We start from the raw sequence: 17,825 nt of genomic DNA, 5'->3' as shown, positions 1-17,825 counted from the left end.
ACCGGCCCTGGTTCGCGTGTCCTAAGCGACCGAGGCGGTGACAGGGGCGCGGCCCAGATCTTCGGTCGGAATCTGGTACGTCTCCCGGGCCGAGGCCACCGCGATCGCGCTGATGGCGCACAGGACCGCGGTGAAGATCCCGACTCCCACCCACCCCTGCAGGCCCAGCCAGCCCTCCGGGGAGACGATGCCCGCGGCCGACGCGACCGCGAAACCGGCGACCGCGAAACCGATCTGGGTGCCGATGGCCATGCCCGAGAGGCGGACCCCGGTGGTGAACATCTCGCCGTACAGGGAGGGCCAGATGCCGTTGGAGGCGCTGTAGACAACGCCGAGCGTGATCATTCCGACCAGGAAGATCAACGGGTAGTTGCCCGAGTTGATCGCGGCCAGGTAGGCGAAGATCATGATGGGGCTGCCGATCGCACCGACCAGGAAGACCGGCTTGCGGCCAATCCGGTCGGAGAGCCTGGCCCACAGCGGGATGGCGATCAGGGCGATCGCGTTGGCGGCGCTGCTGACCCAGAGCATGGTCGCGCGGTCCAGGCCGATCTCGTCGCTGGTGGCGTAGTTCAGCGCCCAGACCGTGAAGATCGTGCTGACGGTGGCGATGAGGGCGGCGCAGACGACGCGGAGCACGCTGGTCCAGTGGTCGCGGAAGAGCAGGGAGAGCGGCATCCTCGCGACGGTTCCCTCGGCCACCGACTGGGTGAAGGCGGGGGTTTCCTCGACGCGGCGGCGAATGACGTACCCGGCGATGGCGACCGCGACGCTCAGCCAGAACGGGACGCGCCAGCCCCAGCTGAGTAACTGGTCCTCGGGGAGGGCGGCCACCGGGATGAAGACCAGAGTGGCCAGGATCTGGCCGAACTGGGTGCCGTTGAGGGTGAAGCTGGTGTAGTAACCGCGGCGGTTCGCGGGGGCGTGTTCCAGCGTCATCGAGTTGGCGCTGGCCTGCTCTCCGGCCGCGGACAGGCCTTGCAGGATGCGCAGGACGACCAGGAGGGCGGGGGCCAGGCCGCCGATCTGGTCGCGGGTGGGCAGGCAGCCGATGAGAAAGGTCGAGACGCCCATCAGGATGAGGGTGAAGACCATGATCTTCTTGCGGCCGAAGCGGTCGCCCACGTGGCCGAGAATGAACGCGCCCACCGGCCTGGCGGCGTAGGCCACCCCGAACGTGGCCAGGGATTGCAGCGTCGCGGTCGCGGGGTCGGAGGTGTCGAAGAAGACGTCCGAGAAGATCAGGGCGGCGGCGCTGCCGTAGATGAAGAAGTCGTAGTACTCCAGTGCGCTACCGATCCAGGCGGCGACGGCCGCCTTGCGCGGCGTGCCTTGCCGGACGCCGGGTGAGTGATCAGTCACGACTGCTCCCTGGGGGGTGTGGTCTGGCGTTGTTACGAACTGGATAGTTCATTAACGGGTTCGATGCCTGCATGGTGCAGGCGACGTCTTCTAGTGTCAAGAGGCGAAATTTGTGGTTGAACTGGATATATGCCGACCTCTTGGATGAGGTGGGGTCGGCGGGTTATAACTAACTCACTGGTTCGTACATTTGGAAGGCTGGACTGATGACCTCCTACCTGATCGGGCTGATCGGCTCGGGCATCGGACCGTCCCTGAGCCCGCCGCTGCACGAGCGGGAGGCCGCCTTCCTCGGACTGCGCTACCTGTATCGGCTGATCGACATCGATGAGCTGGGGGTGAGCGGGGATGCGGTGGGGGAGCTGGTGCGTACCGCGCGGAGGTTCGGGTTCGACGGGCTCAACGTCACGCATCCATGCAAACAGGCCGTGATCGAGCACCTGGATGGGCTGTCCCCGGACGCGGCCACGCTGGGCGCGGTCAACACCGTGATCTTCGAAGGAGACCGGGGGATCGGGCACAACACCGATTGGACCGGCTTCGCGCAGGCATTCGCCCGGGGGCTGCCCGATGCGCGCACCCGGCGGATCGTCCAGCTCGGCGCCGGCGGCGCGGGGGCCGCGGTCGCGTACGCGCTGCTCACCCTTGGCGCTGATCACATCACCCTGGTCGACGCCGAACCCGCGCGGGCGCGAGCGCTGGCGGCAAGGTTCGGTGAGGGCCGAGTCGGAGCGGCCCTTCCCGCTGATCTGCCCCGGCTGATGCCGGACGCGGACGGGCTCGTGCACGCGACTCCGACCGGTATGGCCCACCATCCCGGCCTGCCACTCCCCGCCGAGCTGCTGCATCCCGATCTGTGGGTGGCCGACATCGTCTACCGCCCGCTGCGGACCGAGCTGCTTCGCGAGGCCGAGGTGCGCGGCTGCCGGACGCTGAACGGCGGCGGCATGGTCGTCTTCCAGGCCGCGCAGGCCTTCCGCCTGTTCACCGGCCGCGAACCGGACGCCGAGCGCATGTTCGCCCACCTCACCAGCCTGGTAACGGCCTGAGATGCGGACGTCCATCGCGACCGTGTCGGTCGGCGGCACACTGGCGGAGAAGCTCACCGCGATCGCCGCCGCCGGATTCGACGGCGTCGAGATCTTCGAGAACGATCTGCTCGCGTCGCCGATGTCGCCCGCCGAGGTCCGGGCGCGGGCCGCCGATCTCGGCTTGAGCATCGATCTCTACCAGCCGTTCCGCGACTTCGAAGCCATGCCGGCCGACCTCCTGGCCGCGAATCTCCGCCGGGCCGACCACAAGTTCCGCCTCATGCGGCAGCTCGGGGCCGATCTGCTGCTGGTCTGCTCGAACGTGTCCCCCGCCGCGATCGGTTCCGACGAGCTGGCCGCCGAGCAGTTGCGGTCGCTGGCGTCCCTGGCCGCCGAGTACGGCATCCGGATCGCGTACGAGGCCCTGGCCTGGGGGCGTCACGTCGACGACTACCTGCACGCCTGGCGCATCGTGCACCTGGCCGACCACCCCAACCTGGGCACCTGCCTGGACAGCTTCCACATCTTGTCCCGCGGCTCGGACCCGATCGGCATCGAGGCCATCCCCGGCGAAAAGATCTTCTTCGTGCAACTCGCGGACGCGCCATTGCTCGCCATGGACGTTCTGCAGTGGAGCAGGCACTACCGTTGCTTCCCTGGTCAGGGCATGCTCGACGTGAGCGGCCTGGTCGGTCACGTGCTCCGCGCCGGGTATTCGGGGCCGCTGTCGCTGGAGGTCTTCAACGACGTGTTCCGGCACGCCGACGCGGGGCGTACCGCCCTGGACGGGATGCGATCACTGATCGCTCTGGGGCTTCCCGAACCGGTCGGCCCGACCGGGTTCGCCTTCGCCGAGCTGGCCGCCGCGGATCCGGCCCGGCTGGGCGAGTTGCTGGCCGCGCTCGGTTTTGTCCGCACGGACGCTCAGTGCTGGGAACAGGGCGCCGCTCGTATCGTCCTGCGCACGACAGACGCCTCCGGAGAACCCGAGCTCGCGGCGATCGGCCTGGGCAGCCCCGACCCGGATGCCGCCCTGACGCGCGCCCGAACGCTGCGGGCCACCGTCCTCCCCGGCGAACACGCCATCGCCGCCCCCGACGGAACCCAGATCGTCTTCTGCCCTCCGACCACCGTTCCGCGTTCCGGGCATATCACCCATATCGATCATGTCGCCCTCACCCAGCCCTGGCACCACTTCGACGAGGCCGTCCTCTTCTACCGCAGCGTCCTCGCCCTGTGCCCGCAACCGAGCCTCGAAGTCCCCGACCCATACGGCCTGCTCCGCAGCCGCGCCATGAACGCCGGCCCGGTGCGCATGGTCCTCAACATCACCCAGGTCCAGGGCATCCCCACCCAGCACATCGCCCTGGCCTGCGACGACCTCGTCGCCACCGCCCGCGCCCTGCCCCCCGACCTGCTCCTGGAGATTCCCGCCAACTACCACGACGACCTCGACGCCCGCTACGACCTCCCGTTCGACCATCGCGCCCTCGGCATCATGTACGACCGCGACGACCACGGCGAATTCCTGCACCTCTACACGATCACCATCGGCCGGGTCTTCTTCGAACTCGTCCAGCGCGTCGGCGGCTACCAGGGCTACGGCGCCGTCAACGCCCCCGTCCGCCTGGCCGTCCAGCACTCCAGGGGATCGATGACACCTCAGTAGGATGGGCGCCATGACCTCTCCGCCTGGCACTCGCCCCAGCGCGGCCCGTCAACGCGACGCCGACCGGACCCGCGCCGAAATCCTGGAGGTCGCTCAGCGGGTCTTCGCGCGCGACGGCTACGCCGGAGCCCGGGTAGACGAGATCGCCGATCTGACCCGCACCACCAAACGCATGATCTACTACTATTTCGGCAGCAAGGAGCAGCTCTACATCGCGGTCCTGGAAAAGGTGTACACCGAAGTCCGCACGGTCGAACGAACCGTGGACGTGGCCCACCTGGCCCCCACCGCGGCCATCCGCACCCTCGCCGAACTCACCTTCGACCACCATGACGCCCACCGCGAGTTCATCAAACTGGTCGCCATCGAGAACATTCACCGAGGCGAGCACATCCGTAAATCCGAGGTCCTCGCCAACCTCGGCACCCCGGTCCTGGACCTCATCACCCGCATCCTGGAAGCGGGCCGCGTCAGCGGCGAATTCGACACCGAGGCCGACGCCATCGACGTCCACATGATGATCAGCGCTTTCTGCGTCTTCCGCGTCGCCAACCAGCACACCTTCGGAGCCCTGTTCGGCCGCGAGATGACCGCACCCCAGCATCGCGCCAAGCAGCGCCGAATGCTCGGCGAGATGATCGTGTCCTACCTACGCGGCAGCTGATCCGCAGACCACGTGCCCCGGCCTGGCGCTCGACTTTGGGGCAGGCCGCCGACGATGGTGGTTCGGCGGTTGAGGGTCTGCGGAAGTATCGTGTGGATCGCCGACGCAGTGAGGGAGGGAGCCGGATGCCGGATGTTCGCCCGCTCCGGCCGGGTGATCCCGAGCGGATCGGCGGCTACCGGCTTGTCGGTGTGCTCGGTTCCGGTGGGCAGGGAGTGGTTTACCACGGGGTCGGTGAGGCCGGGCGTGAGGTCGCCGTCAAGCTGATCCACAGTCATCTGAGCCGTGATGCCGATGTGCGGAAGGGGTTCCTGCGCGAGGTGGAGGCGGCGCGCAGGGTGGGTGCGTTCTGTACGGCCGTCGTGCTGGATGTCGGGATGTTGGACGAGCGTCCGTACATCGTGAGCGAGTATGTGCCGGGGGACACGCTGCAGGCGCACGTGCAGTCTTCGGGGCCGCGCACGGGCGGTGCGCTGGACCGGCTCGCGATCTCCACGCTGGCGGCGCTGGTCGCCATCCATGAGGCCGGGATCGTGCATCGCGACTTCAAGCCGGGCAACATCCTGATAGGACCGGAAGGTCCGATCGTGATTGATTTCGGCATCGCCAAGGCGTTCGACTCCACCACGCAGGCATCGGGGCCGATCGGCACGCCCACCTACATGTCGCCCGAGCAGTTCAGGGGCGAGCGCGTCGGACCCGCGTCCGATATGTTCAGCTGGGCGGGGACGATGGTGTTCGCCGCCACCGGCCGCCAGCCTTTCCCGGGGGACACGGTTCCCGCCATCGTGAACGGCGTCCTGAGCGGTTCTCCCGATTTGTCCGGTGTGCCTTCTCATCTGGTGGCCTCGATCCAGGCGTGCCTGGCCAAGGATCCGGCGGCCCGGCCGGTCGCGGCTGATCTGATGCGGCAGCTGATCAGGCGCACGGGGCCGACAGCCGGGGCGTTCCCGGAGCCTGATGCGGGCCGTCCTCCCGCGCTGGACGCGGAGGTGCCGCCACGCTCGCCCAGGCAGATCAGTCGCCGGGTCCTGATCGGTGGCGGCGCCGCGGTCGCCGCGGCGGCGGTCTCCGCTTTCGCCGTTCTCCGGCCAGGAAGTGGTCTCTTCTCGCCGGGCGGCGAACAGGTCGACCCGCCAGGGAGCACGACGCAGGCCAGCAATCCCTCCCAGTCCGCGTCCCCTAGCTCCTCGCCGACCCCGGCCGCCTCGCCCGAGCCCTTCGGCGCGCAGGTCAAGGACCCTGTCTCCCTGACCGCGGGCAGCGGCGCGCCGACCGCGCTCGCCGCCGCCGGGGGCACCGTCGTCTGCGGTACGGCCAAGGGAACGGCACTGTTATGGGACATGAACACGGCCACGGCGGTGACCGAGCTCGGCGACGGGGGAGCCTCGGTGACCTCGATGGCGTCCGGCGTCGTCAGCGGGACGCCGGTGACGGCCTCCGGCCACGCCGACGGCAGGATGCGGCTGTGGACCCTGACGGGTGAGGAACACGCCTCGCACCGGGCCAGCGCCCCGATCATCGCCGTCTCGATCGGCGACCGGGCGGTCGCGGTCTCGCAAAAGTACGACGGCCTGACCGACCTCTACAGCGTTGTACGGCTCTGGGACATCGCCACCGGCAAGCAGATCGGCGCCACGATCAAAGAGCACTTCCAGGGCATCAGGGGCCTGACCTTCGGCAGGCTCGGTCAGGACGACGTGCTCATCACGGGAGATGGCGGGGAACGAATCCGGGTGTGGAACCTGTCGACGGGAAGGCTGACGCGCTCGTTCCGTACCGGCGAGATCGGCGGCATCGAGCTGCTGGCCTGCGGCCAGATGAACGGCAGACCCGTCCTCGTCTCCACCCACCTGGACGCCACCCTGCGCGTCTATGACCTGGCCACCGGCAAGCGCAGGAAGCAGTGGAACTTCAGCGACCGGAGCCCCGACGACCGGGGGACCGCAGCCCTCACCGCCGGCCAATTCGGCGACGTGCCCATCGCGGTCGTCGCTCACAACCCGGCGGGCGACGACATCACCGTACGGATCTGGAACCTCGACGACGGCGAGACCATCGGGACGCTGGGTTCCAACGGCGCGACCGGCACGCTGGCACTGACCGAGTTCGCCGGTCGCCCCATCGTCGTGACGGCCGGCGAGGACGGAATTCTCCGAACCTGGAGCCTCGGCCGAATGTAACGGGCCCATTCTCGACGGGTGCTGACGGTCGTCGGCGATGCCTGTTGCAGGTTTGTTGCAGGATTCGCACTTTCCATTGACGCCTTTTGACAGCCGCCGTTATGGTCCGGCTAAACGGAAAGCGCTTTCCGTACTACTGCACCGGTCTCCGCGCCGCCCCACGCCAAGACCATCCCCCAGGTGCCCCTGACCCACCTGGGTGTTCAGCACTTCCACGGCATAGCCACCCGGCAGCAGGCCCGCAGCGCCGACCGGACAGCGAAGAACGCACCCGGCATTCGAAGACGAAGGTGAGACGAGGATGAGACGAGCAGTCGCATTGCGACTCCAGGCGGCGCTGGCCACGGCGGCCATCGCGGCCGCGGCCGGTGTGGCCTTACCGGCGTTCCAGGCGTCGGCAGCGGCCGGCAGCGCCACCGGCTACGCGACCGCCAACGGCGGGACCACCGGCGGCGCGGGCGGGCAGACGGTGCGGGCCACCACGGGGACCGCGATCCATGCGGCCCTGTGCAGTCGGGCCAGCAGCAGCACCCCGATCACCATCGAGGTCGAGGGGACCATCAATCACGGCAACACCACCAAGGTGTCGGGCACGAGCTGCAACACCGCCGCCGGCCTGATCGAGCTCAAGCAAATCAGCAACGTCACGATCATCGGGGTCGGCAACGGGGCCGTCTTCGACCAGCTGGGCATCCACATCCGCGAAGCCAGGAACATCATCATCCAGAACGTGACCATCCGGAACGTCAAGAAGTCGGGTTCGCCCACGTCCAACGGCGGCGACGCTATCGGCATGGAGAGCGGCGTCCGCAACGTCTGGGTCGATCACGTCACCCTGGAGGCCTCGGGTGGAGAGTCGGAGGGCTTCGACGGCCTCTTCGACATGAAGGACGACACCCAGTACGTGACCCTGTCCTACAGCATCCTGCGCAACTCCGGCCGCGGCGGGCTCGTCGGGTCCAGCGAGAGCGACCGCTCGAACGGCTTCATCACGTACCACCACAACCTGTACGAGAACATCGACTCTCGTACGCCCCTGCTGCGCGGCGGAATCGCTCACATCTACAACAACTCGTACGTAAGCCTCCACGAGTCCGGCATCAATTCCCGAGCCGGGGCTCGCGCCAAGGTGGAGAACAACTACTTCAAGGACTCCAAGGACGTCCTGGGCACCTTCTACACCAGCGAGGCCGGCTACTGGCAGGTCAGCGGCAACATCTTCGACAACGTGACCTGGTCCAGCCCCGGCAGCGAGAACAACCCCGCCGGCCCCAACCCGCAGTCCAACACCTCCGTCAGCGTCCCGTACTCCTACAGCCTCGACGGGGCCAGCTGCGTGCCGAACATCGTCCGCCAGACCGCCGGGGCCAACAAGGGCCTGCAGGTGTCGAACGGCAGCTGCTCACCACAGACACCGAGCCCCACGCCGCCCACCAGCCCCTCACCGTCAGCCAGCCCTTCACCGTCGACCAGCCCGCCGCCCAGCGGAACCAACCTCAGCATCGGGGCCGGCTCCGACGGCTCCAGCAAGGCCGACGGGACGAGCTACGGCAACGTGCGGGACGGCAACATGAGCACCTACTGGTCACCGGCCGGCTCGACCGGTGACATCTCGATCAAGTGGGATTCCGCCAAGACCGTGTCCAGGATCATCATCCGTGAGGCGTCAGGCTCCGCGGGCAGCATCGGATCCTGGCAGGTCACCAACGGCACCACCGGCGCCGTCCTGAAATCCGGCAGCGGGGCGGGCACCATCACCTTCGCCTCCACCTCACTGAGCAAGATCACCTTCAAGATCACCAGCTCGACCGGCGCACCGAGGGTCGCCGAGTTCGAGACTTACGCCGGGTAGCAGACGGCTACTGATCACCCGGAACGGGGCCCGTCAGACTGACGGGCCCCGCTTCCAGCGAACGGTTGCCGGCGGAGAGACGGCGACGGATCTTCTCGGCCTCCGGGGCCTGGAGAGCCGCGTAGTGGCGCAATGCCCGCTCCCAGTGGTGTGTCGCGGTGTCGCGATCCCCCTGTTCCGCGGCGAGGTTGCCGAGTTGCCCGTGCGCGCGCGCCTCCTCGTACGAACTGCCACAGGACTGGCTGTGCTCAAGACCCTGGAGATGCCAGCGCCGGGCGTTCTTCAGGTCGCCCAGGCGGTGGTAGGTCTCGCCCAGGCAGTTCTCCGCCATGGCGGCGTCCAGATGGAGACCGAGTTCGGTGAACACGCGCAGGGCCCGATGAAGGTGCTCGATCGCCTCAGCGAAACGCGCCAGCTCCACCTCGACCAAGGCGATACTGCGCAGGGTGATCGCCACGTTCCTGAGCATTTTCATCCGTTCGTAGAAGGCCAGGGCGTGCTTGTTCTCCAGCAGCGCCGCGCCGTGGTCACCGCGGTAGTAGAGCACGGCGGCATGGTTGGCCAGCGCGTTGCTCTCCCCGAACTCGTCGCCGAGCTCGCGGAAGATCTCCAGCGCGCTCTGGTAGTGCTGTTCCGCGGCGTCGAATGAGCCCCGCTCCAGCAGCGCGAGACCCAGATTGTTGAGGGTCCTGGCCTCGGCGTGCCGGTTTCCCGAGTGTCTCGCCGCGACGATCGCGAGGGTATGCGTCTGGATCCAGTCGTCCCACTGCTTGGTGAGGAAGAAATAGCCACGCAGCAGGTATGCGATCTCCCAGCAGAAGGCGTCGAGGTTCAGCTCGACCGCCGCGCGGCAGAGCGCGACCAGGTTCGTCCGTTCCGTCTCGGCCCACGCCAGGGCCTGCCGATACCCGGTCAGGGCCGGGGTCACCGGTGGCTTGTCGACGATGGCCGAGGGCGGCAGGTAGCGATGGGGTGTGATGACCCGGTCAGCCTGGACCAATGTCGCCAGGGAGAAGACGAGCAGCCGTTGGACCGCCGCCCGTTGCTCCTGCTCGGGGATCGCCGATCGGGCGAGCCTGCGGGCATGGAGGCCGACGAGATCGTGAAAGTGGTAGCGGCCGGCCGAGTCCTCGATCACCAGGTTGGCCCGGAGCAGCCGGTCAAGGTCGCGTTCCGCCTCGTGCACGCTCAGGTCGGCGAGGGCCGCTACGGCGTACGCGTCCCAATCCGCGGCAGGATGCAGGCCGAGCAGCGCGAAGACGCGCCGGGGCCGGGCGGGCAGGCCCTCATGGGAGACCGTGAAAGCGGACGTGACACTGCGCTCGCCGTCATCGAGCTCGTCGAGCCGGCTGTGCCGGTCGGCGACGCGAGCGCTCAGGTCCGCCAGCCTCCGCGTGCCGCCACCGCGGCATCGAGCCGCGATGATGCGGACAGCGAGGGGCAGGCGCCCGCAGGCTTCGACGATCTTCCCGATCATCTCCTCCCGGTCCGGCGCATCCTGACCGGCCACCGAACGGAACAGAGCCGTGGCCTCGGCCGTGGGGAGCGTGTCAAGGGTGAGATGGCACGCGTCGTCCAGCGAGGTGAGGCGGTCCCGGCTGGTGATCAGCACGCGGCAGTCCGGCGTGGCCGGCAGCAAGGGGCGTACCTGGTCCGCGCTCCCGGCGTTGTCGAGCACGATGATCATATTTTTTCCGATGAGACGGTCGCGGTACTGCGCGGCGCGGTCGTCGACGTGATCGGGGATCTGCTCGCCGGGTACGCCCAGGCGGCGAAGCAGCCGGTCGAGGGCGTCCGCGGGGGTCACCGGAGGAATTGTCGGGCTGTAGCCGTGCAGGTCGAGGAACAGGAATCCGCCGGGGAAGCTCCGCTCGATCTGATACGCCACACGGGTCACGAACGCGGTTTTGCCGACGCCCGCCATACCGGACACAACCACCATGTTTGGGATAATCAACGCTTTCTGCTCATGGCGGAGGATCGAAATGACCCGCCGAAGCTCGTCGGCCCGTCCGGTGAAGTGGACGGAATCCGGAGGTAGCCCGGAGAAAGGCTTTGGATCTTTAGGATTCTCCCTGGCCGGTTGGAGATCGACGAGCGCGGCCAGCGCGCCGTTCGCGCCCAGCGCGTTGTCGCAGGCCCAGGCCAGCTTAAGATTGGCCGGCCTGGCGCCGGATTCAATCTTGCTCAGATATCCCTTGCTGTAGTGGATCAATTTCCCCAGTTCGGCCAGTGACAAGCTCGCGGCCTCCCGCACTCGCCGCAACTCATTACCGAATGCCGGATGACCACCCATAGTGGGCCTTCCACCGCCACCGTGCAGACCGAAAAATCCTCTTAAAATAGATTATGACCCCAAAAGGCAGTAAGCCGCCGTACGACGTCTTCATGTCTCTGGCGGGTTGTGATCGGGAGCCCGTTCGAGCGCTCTGCCGCGAGCTGGAAAAGGATCTCAGCGTCTTCATCGACGAAGACGGCTTGGGGTATTTCGCCAGCATCTCGGCCGGACTCGAGGAGGCGCTGCGTTCGTCCACGGTTTTGGTGGCGTACTACTCGGCGGCCTACGCGGTCAGACCAGCCTGCCAATGGGAACTCACGTCGGCGTTCCTCGCGGGTCAGCGGGAGGGAAACCCCGTCGGCCGGATCATCGTGATCAATCCCGAGGAGGAGACCGATCACCTTCTGCCGGTGGAAGTCTCGGACGCCCGGTTCGCGCTCGCGCCGACCACGGCGGAAGACGTGAGCCGGCTCGCGGATCGCATCCGGTCCTGGGTCGCCACGATCTCCGGGCGCATCGGCGACGTCCCCTTTCACGACCGCCCGCGCTGGTACGGCAGGCCCCCGGGCCAGGCCGGCTTTCACGGCCGTTACCGGGAACAATGGCTGCTGCACAGCGCCCTGCACGGCAGCGATCTCGCGATCACCGAACCCACCTGCGGTCCTGTCGCGGCTGTGGCCGGAGCCGCGGGCATGGGAAAGACCGCGCTGGTCGCCGCGTACGCCTGGCAGTACGGCGCCGCCTTCCGGGGCGGTGTCTACTGGCTGCGCCTGGCGGGCGCCACCGAGCGGGACGTGCTCGCCAGATACGCCGATGAGCTGCGGATGATCGCCGGCATGCTGGGACTCGACTACGCCGGAGCCGGTGAGAGCCGGCTGCCGCACATCTTCGCCGAGCATCTCGCCGCCCAGCCGGAGCCGAGCCTGTGGGTGATCGACGACGTTCCGCCCGATCTGGATCCGGACGTGGCCGACCAGCTGCTCATCCCGGCCGAGCGGCAGATCCGTACCGTGCTCATCTCGCGTAGCCTCGCCTACGGGCTGACCACGCGCGAGAATCCGTACGGGAGAGCTGTCAAAAGCATCGAAGTCGGCCCGCTGACCTTGGCCGACGGGCGCCTGCTGCTGAGCGGCTACCGCCCCGCCACGGATTCCGGCGAGATCGAGGCCCTGGACCGGATCGTGGGACGCCTGGGCGGCAACGCCTACGCCGCCGCGCTGGCCGGGCTGGAGCTCCGCGATCGGCAAGGGCTGATTTCCTATCAGGACTACGCCGACCGGCTGACGACCGACCATACGGTGCTGGAGCCGGTGACAGCCATGTTCCATGACGCCGTGCTCGCCCTGGACGACACGCAGCGGCTCATCCTCGAGGTCGCGCTGACGGTCGCGCCGGCCCCGCTGCCGGCCCGCTTGATCGACCTGGCGGCCCGTGCGCTGCGCCCCGATGCGACGGTGGCCACCGCGTTGGAAGGTCTGCGGCGGCGCTTGCTCGCCACCCGCACGGGCGCCTCCTGGCAGATCCATCCGCTGGTGCTGGACGCGGCGCGGCGCTACCTCCAGCCGCTTCAGCCCCAAGCCGAGCTCGCGCCCGCGATGGCGGGCGCGCTGACCACGCTGGCGGCCGAGACCGATCATGCGGAGCGGAGCGAGTTGGTGCCGCACGCGGACGTCTTGGCCGCACGCGCCGAACTACCCGCTGAACTGACGGAAGCGCTCCTGCGGCTGCTCACCGGCCACTACGAGTCGGGTGGGGAGGTGGTGACCTCCGCGCGGTACCGTGACCGGCTGGTCGAGGTCCGGCCGGAAGATCCGGACCTCGTCCTGGCCGCGGCTCGCGCGCACTACGAGGCGGGCGCCTACGACACGGCGATCGCCCGCGCCACGCGCGTGCGGGGCCACCTCGCGCGTCGGGCCCTGCTCATCCACGCCGCGTCCCTGGACGCCCTGGGCCGGTTCGCCGAAGCCGAGCCGTACTGGGCTGAACTGCTCAGCGCCCCGCCCGAGACCGCGACCGCACTGGCCCATCTGCGCGGTCTGCGGCTGCGCGGGCGGCTCCGCGAGGCCGAACGCGAGGCCCGGAACCTGCTGGCCCGGCATTCGGTCGAGGCGGACGGGCTCCAGCAGGCGCGGCTGGAACTGGCTCGGATACGGCTGCCGCTCGGCGACTCGCCCGGCGCCCGTGCGCTGGCGGAGTCCGTGATCGGGCACTACCGGGACCTGGATCTGCCGCACCACATCCGGTGCTCGGAGGCCCAGGAGGTCCTGGCCGAGGCGCTGCTCACCCCGCACCTGACCGACCTGCGTCCCGATCACGGCGGCTGGGAACGCGCGGAGCGGTCGCTCCGCCGGCTTCGCGACGAGTATCGCGGCAGCCACGGCGAATATCACCTGGTGACCCTGGGCGCGGCCGTGGGCCTGGGATACGCGCTGGTCTCGCGCGGCGAGCCAGAGCGGGGACGCGCTGAACTCACCCGCACGATCGCGCTGCTCCGGCGGCACGCGGGCGACCGGCATCCCCTGCTCCTGCGCGCCATGTTCCTGCTGGGACAGACGTTCGAGCAGACCGGCGACTGGGAATCGGCGCGTGGCCTTTTCGCCCAGGCGCTGGACGGACAGCTGTCCGTGCTCGGTCCCGGGCATCCGCACACGGCCGAGACCCGCCAGGAGTACGGCGTGGCCCTCAAGCTGACGGGCGACACCCGAGCCGCGGCGGAGATGTTCGCCGCGAGCCGGCGGGCAGCGGCTGACGCCGTCGGCCGTTTCACCGACCTCTACATGCGGGCGGGCATCTCCACGGCTCTGGTCCACCTGCCCACCTGGATGTGGCGGAAGCTGGGCGGGTCCTCGGAGTGAGCGAACGTCAGCCTCCCAGGCCGCACGGCGGGTTGTACGCCAGACCGGGGGCGTCGGGGGACGACGGGTCCGACACGTACTCCTGCCATTCGCGCACGGTGATCGGATCACCGCTGATCGCGCAGATGTACGCGGTGACGGCGTCGAAATCGAGGTTGTACAACCGCACGGTGCCGTCCATCCCCGCAGCGGCCAGCGCTCTGCCCCGCGGGGCGAAGGCCACGGAGAAGACGGTGCCGCTCGGTCCGGACAGCACCGCGATCGTGCTGGGAGCCCCGCCGGCGGGCACCTGCCAGACCGGCACGGTTCCGTCGGAGGCGGCCCCGGCGAGCAGGCGATCCGGGCCGAACGCCACGGCTTGCACCTGCCCCTTGGGCCCGATGGAGAGGTCCTTGCCGAACTGGCGCGGAGAGCCGGGATCCGTGACGTCCCACAGCCGCACCCAGTGGTTGAGCGGTGCCGCCATCACCCGCCCGTCGTCGCTGAAGGCCACGTGGTTGAAGGTGTACTTCGAGTTGCTCGGCACGACGGCGATGGCTCCGGGTTTCGCGGGATCCCGCACATCCCACACGAGAATGCTCTGATGGGACGCCGCGGCCAGAGTACGGCCGTCCGGGGTGAAGGCGAGGGACATCACCCCAGCCGGAGCCTCCAGCTTGCCGAGAAGCCGGATGTTCGCGGGATCACGGGCGTCCCACAGTTGCACGCCGCCCTTCCGGCTGCCCGCGGCCAGGACCGTGCCCTCCGCGTTGAAGGCCACCGCGTCGATGATGCCGGTCAGATCGCTCGCCGGGACCACCGGATCGCCGGGGTGATTCGCGTTCCACAACGCGACGGTCCCGTCATCGCGGCCGGCCGCGAGCCACCCGGTCGAGCTGTAGGCGAGTGTGCCCACCAGATGCGGATCAGACAGCGGCGGGCCTTGCGCCGCAGGCCCTTGAGCCGGGCTTCCGGCAGTCGCGGGATCCCAGAGCCGGATCGGCTCTCCCGGCTTCGCCGTCCGCCACAGGCGCACGTTCGTGTCGCCGGACGCGGCCGCGAGTGAGTCACCGCTGGGGTTGAAGGCGAGCGTGAAGATCGGGCTCGACCCGGTCAGCACGGGACCGGGCAGCGACCAGAGCCGCACCACGCCGTCCGCGCCGCCCGAGGCCAGCCGGCCGTTCACCTCTTGCGCGACGGAGGTGACGACGTCGGGGTGGGGCAGTTCGGCGACGATCCGCCGGGTCGCGAGGTCCCACATGTAGACGTGCGTGTCGGCGGATCCGGCGATCAGGCCGCGGCCGTCCGGGGTGAAGGACACGGAGTACACCCAACTCGTCGGACCGGTCAACGGCTCGCGCCTGGGCGCCGGCGTGGGGCCGGTGAGATCCCACAGCCAGATCTTGTCGTCCGTCCCTCCTACGGCGAGCATCCGCCCGTCCTTGCTGAACGCGACCGACCAGAGCGCTGTGCCCGGTCCGCCCAGGGCGGATCCGACCTGGGCGGGCTGGTCGCCGGAGATATCCCAGCGCCAGACCAGCCCGTCTTCCCCAACCGCCGCCACTGTGTGGCCGTCCGGGCTGAACCGGACGGAGTTCAGCGCGACGCGCGTCGCGTCCGCCGGCATGCCACTCGCCGGTCTGCGCAGCGTCATGGGCCGGTCGAGTCGATCCCGCGGCCAGAGCCGTACCTGGCCGTCGGAGCCGGCGGCCGCGAGCAGGCGCGGGCCGAACGCGACCGAGTTGACCGGTGACCCGGTCTGAGCCGTTCCCGCGGCGACGGGATGCGCTGGATCCTGGAGGTCCCATAGCCGGACCGTTCCGTCTCCGCTGCCGCTGGCCAGATAGCGCTTGGCGGGGTCGAAGGCGAGGGTGGTCACGTTGGGTGTGCCGTTGTCGATGGGCGTGCCGATCAGGACCGGACGTCCGGGTTGGGCCAGGTCCCACAGCCAGATCTTGCCGTCTTCCCCGCCGGCGGCGACCAGGCCGCGCCCGAGCGCGACCGCGTGGGTGAGCCCGTCAGGGCCCACCATCCGCGTCACCGCCGGGGCGGCGGACGCGTCCAGCACGCGAGATCTGGCAGCCTCGGTGTCGGCGATTTGCCGGGAGACGAGGCTGAACTGCGCCGCCAGCGCGAGATCCGTGCCGTACAGGGCCCCGGCGCGTGTCGCCATCAGCTGTGACTCCGCGAGCGCGCCTTTGTGGCTGGCCTGCGCGCCTTGCGCGATCGCCTCATTCCGCTCGCGGAAGGCGAACCATCCCGCGCTGGTGGCGACGATGGAGAGGGTGGTGAGCAGGCCCACCGCCGAACGCAGAACGCGCCGCCGCGACCGCTCCTTGCGGGAGCTCGCGCGCAGGAACTCCCGCTCCAGCGGGGTGAGCGCATGGCCGCGCGCCTCCGCCCATTCCAGGGCGCCGCGCAGGACGACGCCCTGATACAGCGCGTCCGACGCATGATCGTGCTGTGCCCATTTCTGCGTGGCCACGCCGAGGTCCTGGGCGATGATCAGGCCGATCCGGTCGCTGTCGATCCACGCCCGCAGTCGCGGCCACTCCCTGATCAGCGCGTCATGGCTGATCTGCATGCCCTTGTCGTCCCGCGTGACGAAACGCTGATCGACGAACTCCTCCAGGGCGTCCTTGAGTTCGTCCGGGGTCACTCCCGGATAGCTGGGAACCTCGTTGAGTAGGAGCCTGCGCCGGACTACCGGGCCTTCGCTCGTGACATGAACCATGCGGAGGAAAAGATCCCGGATCACGGCCTGCTGGTCGGCGTTCAGCTGATCGTAGGCTTGGTCGGCCGCGTCCTTGACCGCCCCGGCGAGACCTCCGGCGGCGAGGTAATCGGTCACGGTCACTTCCCCTGGTGAGGGGTTGCGGTTCCACGCCATGCGGAGCGCGTGCGACAGCAGCGGCAGCGTGCCGTCCTCGTGCCCCGCCTCGGTGTTGGTTGGATGCGCGAGTTCGTCGAGAAGCATGGTGATCAGTTCGGGCTGGATCCTGCGTCCCGCCTTCCGGGCGGGCTCTACGATCGCCTCGCGGAGTTCGTCCCGGTTCATCGGCACCATGCCGAACAGCGGGCCGTTCAGCAGAGGCAGCATCGCGTCCGGCCAGAACAGGTGGGGCAGGAAGTCAGACCGCACCCCCAGCGCGATCACGGCCCCGTCCCTGGCCATATCGCTGAGCCGGTTGATGAGGGTTGCCCGATTGGGGTCCGCGATTCCGGTGGCGTAGACGTCCTCGAACTGATCGATGATCAGCAGCAGATTTTCGTACGCCTTGCCTCCCGCCGCACGGGGCAGCCTGGCCAGCTCCGCGACCAACTGTTCGCTCGGCGTGTGGGATGTCACGGTCCATGAAGGCCCGAGCGCGGGAATCAGACCCGCGTGCAGCAGGGAGGATTTCCCCGACCCGGACGGCCCCACCACTGGAATCAGCCCGCCGCCCGCCGCCCGCAGTCCGGTGATTCGCGTGACCAGCTCTTGCGTGAGTTTCGCCCGGCCCATGAATAGCTCGGCGTCCGCCTCTGCGAAGCTCGTGAACCCTGGAAAGGGGCAGGGCACCGGATTCCATCGAGAGGCGCGTTGCCGGGCGTTCTTCCATGCGGTCCGAAGCTCAGGATCGGTGACGTGGTATGTGTCCAGGATCACGTCGAGTGCCTGGGATTTGGGGACGGATATCCCCTTGAGCCAATTGTCGATGGCTGTTTTCGTCCGGCCGTTGACGATGTCCCGCTTCATGAGGTCGTCTGCGATTGCCCGCAGCGTCATGCCCTCCGGAATCAGCCGACGTAGCGCGGCGCCGAAATCCGGCCTAGTCTTGATCGTGTTCAGGGTGTCGAGATCAACATCGTTCGCTCGCATGCGCACCCGCCCCGTCCTTCAGGACTCCCGCAATCAGCCCTGTCACGCCAGATCGCTTTCTGGCGTCATCTTGGTGCCCGGGGAGACCGT

At 68.7% G+C, this 17,825-nt stretch carries 9 protein-coding genes; 6 read left to right on the top strand and 3 right to left on the bottom strand.

Annotation, left to right across the window (positions count from 1 at the left end; all coding sequences use genetic code 11):
* Positions 1-21: 21 nt before the first annotated feature.
* Positions 22-1,362, bottom strand: a complete 1,341-nt coding sequence (locus Aple_RS20035) for an MFS transporter (RefSeq protein ID WP_155346161.1) — start codon at positions 1,360-1,362, stop codon at positions 22-24.
* 206 nt (positions 1,363-1,568) lie between these two features.
* On the opposite strand from Aple_RS20035, the gene Aple_RS20030 reads away from it, so the two are divergent.
* The 5 genes from Aple_RS20030 to Aple_RS20010 all read left to right on the top strand — a co-directional run bounded on the left by Aple_RS20030 (position 1,569) and on the right by Aple_RS20010 (position 8,761).
* Entirely contained in the window at positions 1,569-2,411 is an 843-nt protein-coding gene (locus Aple_RS20030) for a shikimate dehydrogenase (protein ID WP_155346160.1), read from the top strand.
* A 1-nt stretch (position 2,412) separates the two neighbouring features.
* Positions 2,413-4,062 (top strand): sugar phosphate isomerase/epimerase and 4-hydroxyphenylpyruvate domain-containing protein, encoded by a 1,650-nt coding sequence (locus Aple_RS20025; protein ID WP_155346159.1) that lies wholly within the window; start codon positions 2,413-2,415, stop codon positions 4,060-4,062.
* Positions 4,063-4,072: 10 nt separating this feature from the next.
* Positions 4,073-4,726: a TetR/AcrR family transcriptional regulator gene (locus Aple_RS20020; protein ID WP_218038422.1), complete on the top strand. Its 654-nt coding sequence runs from the start codon at positions 4,073-4,075 to the stop codon at positions 4,724-4,726.
* A gap of 125 nt (positions 4,727-4,851) precedes the next feature.
* Positions 4,852-6,909 (top strand): WD40 repeat domain-containing serine/threonine protein kinase, encoded by a 2,058-nt coding sequence (locus Aple_RS20015; RefSeq protein ID WP_155346157.1) that lies wholly within the window; start codon positions 4,852-4,854, stop codon positions 6,907-6,909.
* A gap of 301 nt (positions 6,910-7,210) precedes the next feature.
* Positions 7,211-8,761: a pectate lyase family protein gene (locus Aple_RS20010; RefSeq protein WP_155346156.1), complete on the top strand. Its 1,551-nt coding sequence runs from the start codon at positions 7,211-7,213 to the stop codon at positions 8,759-8,761.
* A 7-nt stretch (positions 8,762-8,768) separates the two neighbouring features.
* Here Aple_RS20010 and Aple_RS20005 read toward each other — a convergent pair whose 3' ends face one another.
* Positions 8,769-11,057, bottom strand: coding sequence for a helix-turn-helix domain-containing protein (locus Aple_RS20005; protein ID WP_155346155.1), 2,289 nt, complete (start codon positions 11,055-11,057; stop codon positions 8,769-8,771).
* A 92-nt stretch (positions 11,058-11,149) separates the two neighbouring features.
* Between Aple_RS20005 and Aple_RS20000 the strand changes: the two genes are divergently transcribed.
* Positions 11,150-13,894 (top strand): tetratricopeptide repeat protein, encoded by a 2,745-nt coding sequence (locus Aple_RS20000; RefSeq protein ID WP_170321576.1) that lies wholly within the window; start codon positions 11,150-11,152, stop codon positions 13,892-13,894.
* A 7-nt stretch (positions 13,895-13,901) separates the two neighbouring features.
* Here Aple_RS20000 and Aple_RS19995 read toward each other — a convergent pair whose 3' ends face one another.
* Positions 13,902-17,735: a WD40 repeat domain-containing protein gene (locus Aple_RS19995; protein ID WP_246264661.1), complete on the bottom strand. Its 3,834-nt coding sequence runs from the start codon at positions 17,733-17,735 to the stop codon at positions 13,902-13,904.
* Between the last annotated feature and the right edge of the window lie 90 nt (positions 17,736-17,825).

The organism is Acrocarpospora pleiomorpha (genome assembly GCF_009687885.1).
In the GTDB taxonomy this organism is placed as follows: domain Bacteria; phylum Actinomycetota; class Actinomycetes; order Streptosporangiales; family Streptosporangiaceae; genus Acrocarpospora; species Acrocarpospora pleiomorpha.
Note: the sequence above shows the minus strand (reverse complement) of the source record. Positions and strands in the feature narration are given on the sequence as shown.

Bases quoted from the DNA above. Each gene is read 5' to 3' on its own strand.
- Aple_RS20030 (WP_155346160.1), top strand. From the start codon at position 1,569: ATGACCTCCTACCTGATCGGGCTGATCGGCTCGGGCATCGGACCGTCC.
- Aple_RS20010 (WP_155346156.1), top strand. From the start codon at position 7,211: ATGAGACGAGCAGTCGCATTGCGACTCCAGGCGGCGCTGGCCACGGCG.
- Aple_RS20000 (WP_170321576.1), top strand. From the start codon at position 11,150: ATGTCTCTGGCGGGTTGTGATCGGGAGCCCGTTCGAGCGCTCTGCCGC.
- Aple_RS20005 (WP_155346155.1), bottom strand. From the start codon at position 11,057: ATGGGTGGTCATCCGGCATTCGGTAATGAGTTGCGGCGAGTGCGGGAG.
- Aple_RS20015 (WP_155346157.1), top strand. From the start codon at position 4,852: ATGCCGGATGTTCGCCCGCTCCGGCCGGGTGATCCCGAGCGGATCGGC.
- Aple_RS20025 (WP_155346159.1), top strand. From the start codon at position 2,413: ATGCGGACGTCCATCGCGACCGTGTCGGTCGGCGGCACACTGGCGGAG.
- Aple_RS20020 (WP_218038422.1), top strand. From the start codon at position 4,073: ATGACCTCTCCGCCTGGCACTCGCCCCAGCGCGGCCCGTCAACGCGAC.
- Aple_RS19995 (WP_246264661.1), bottom strand. From the start codon at position 17,735: ATGCGAGCGAACGATGTTGATCTCGACACCCTGAACACGATCAAGACT.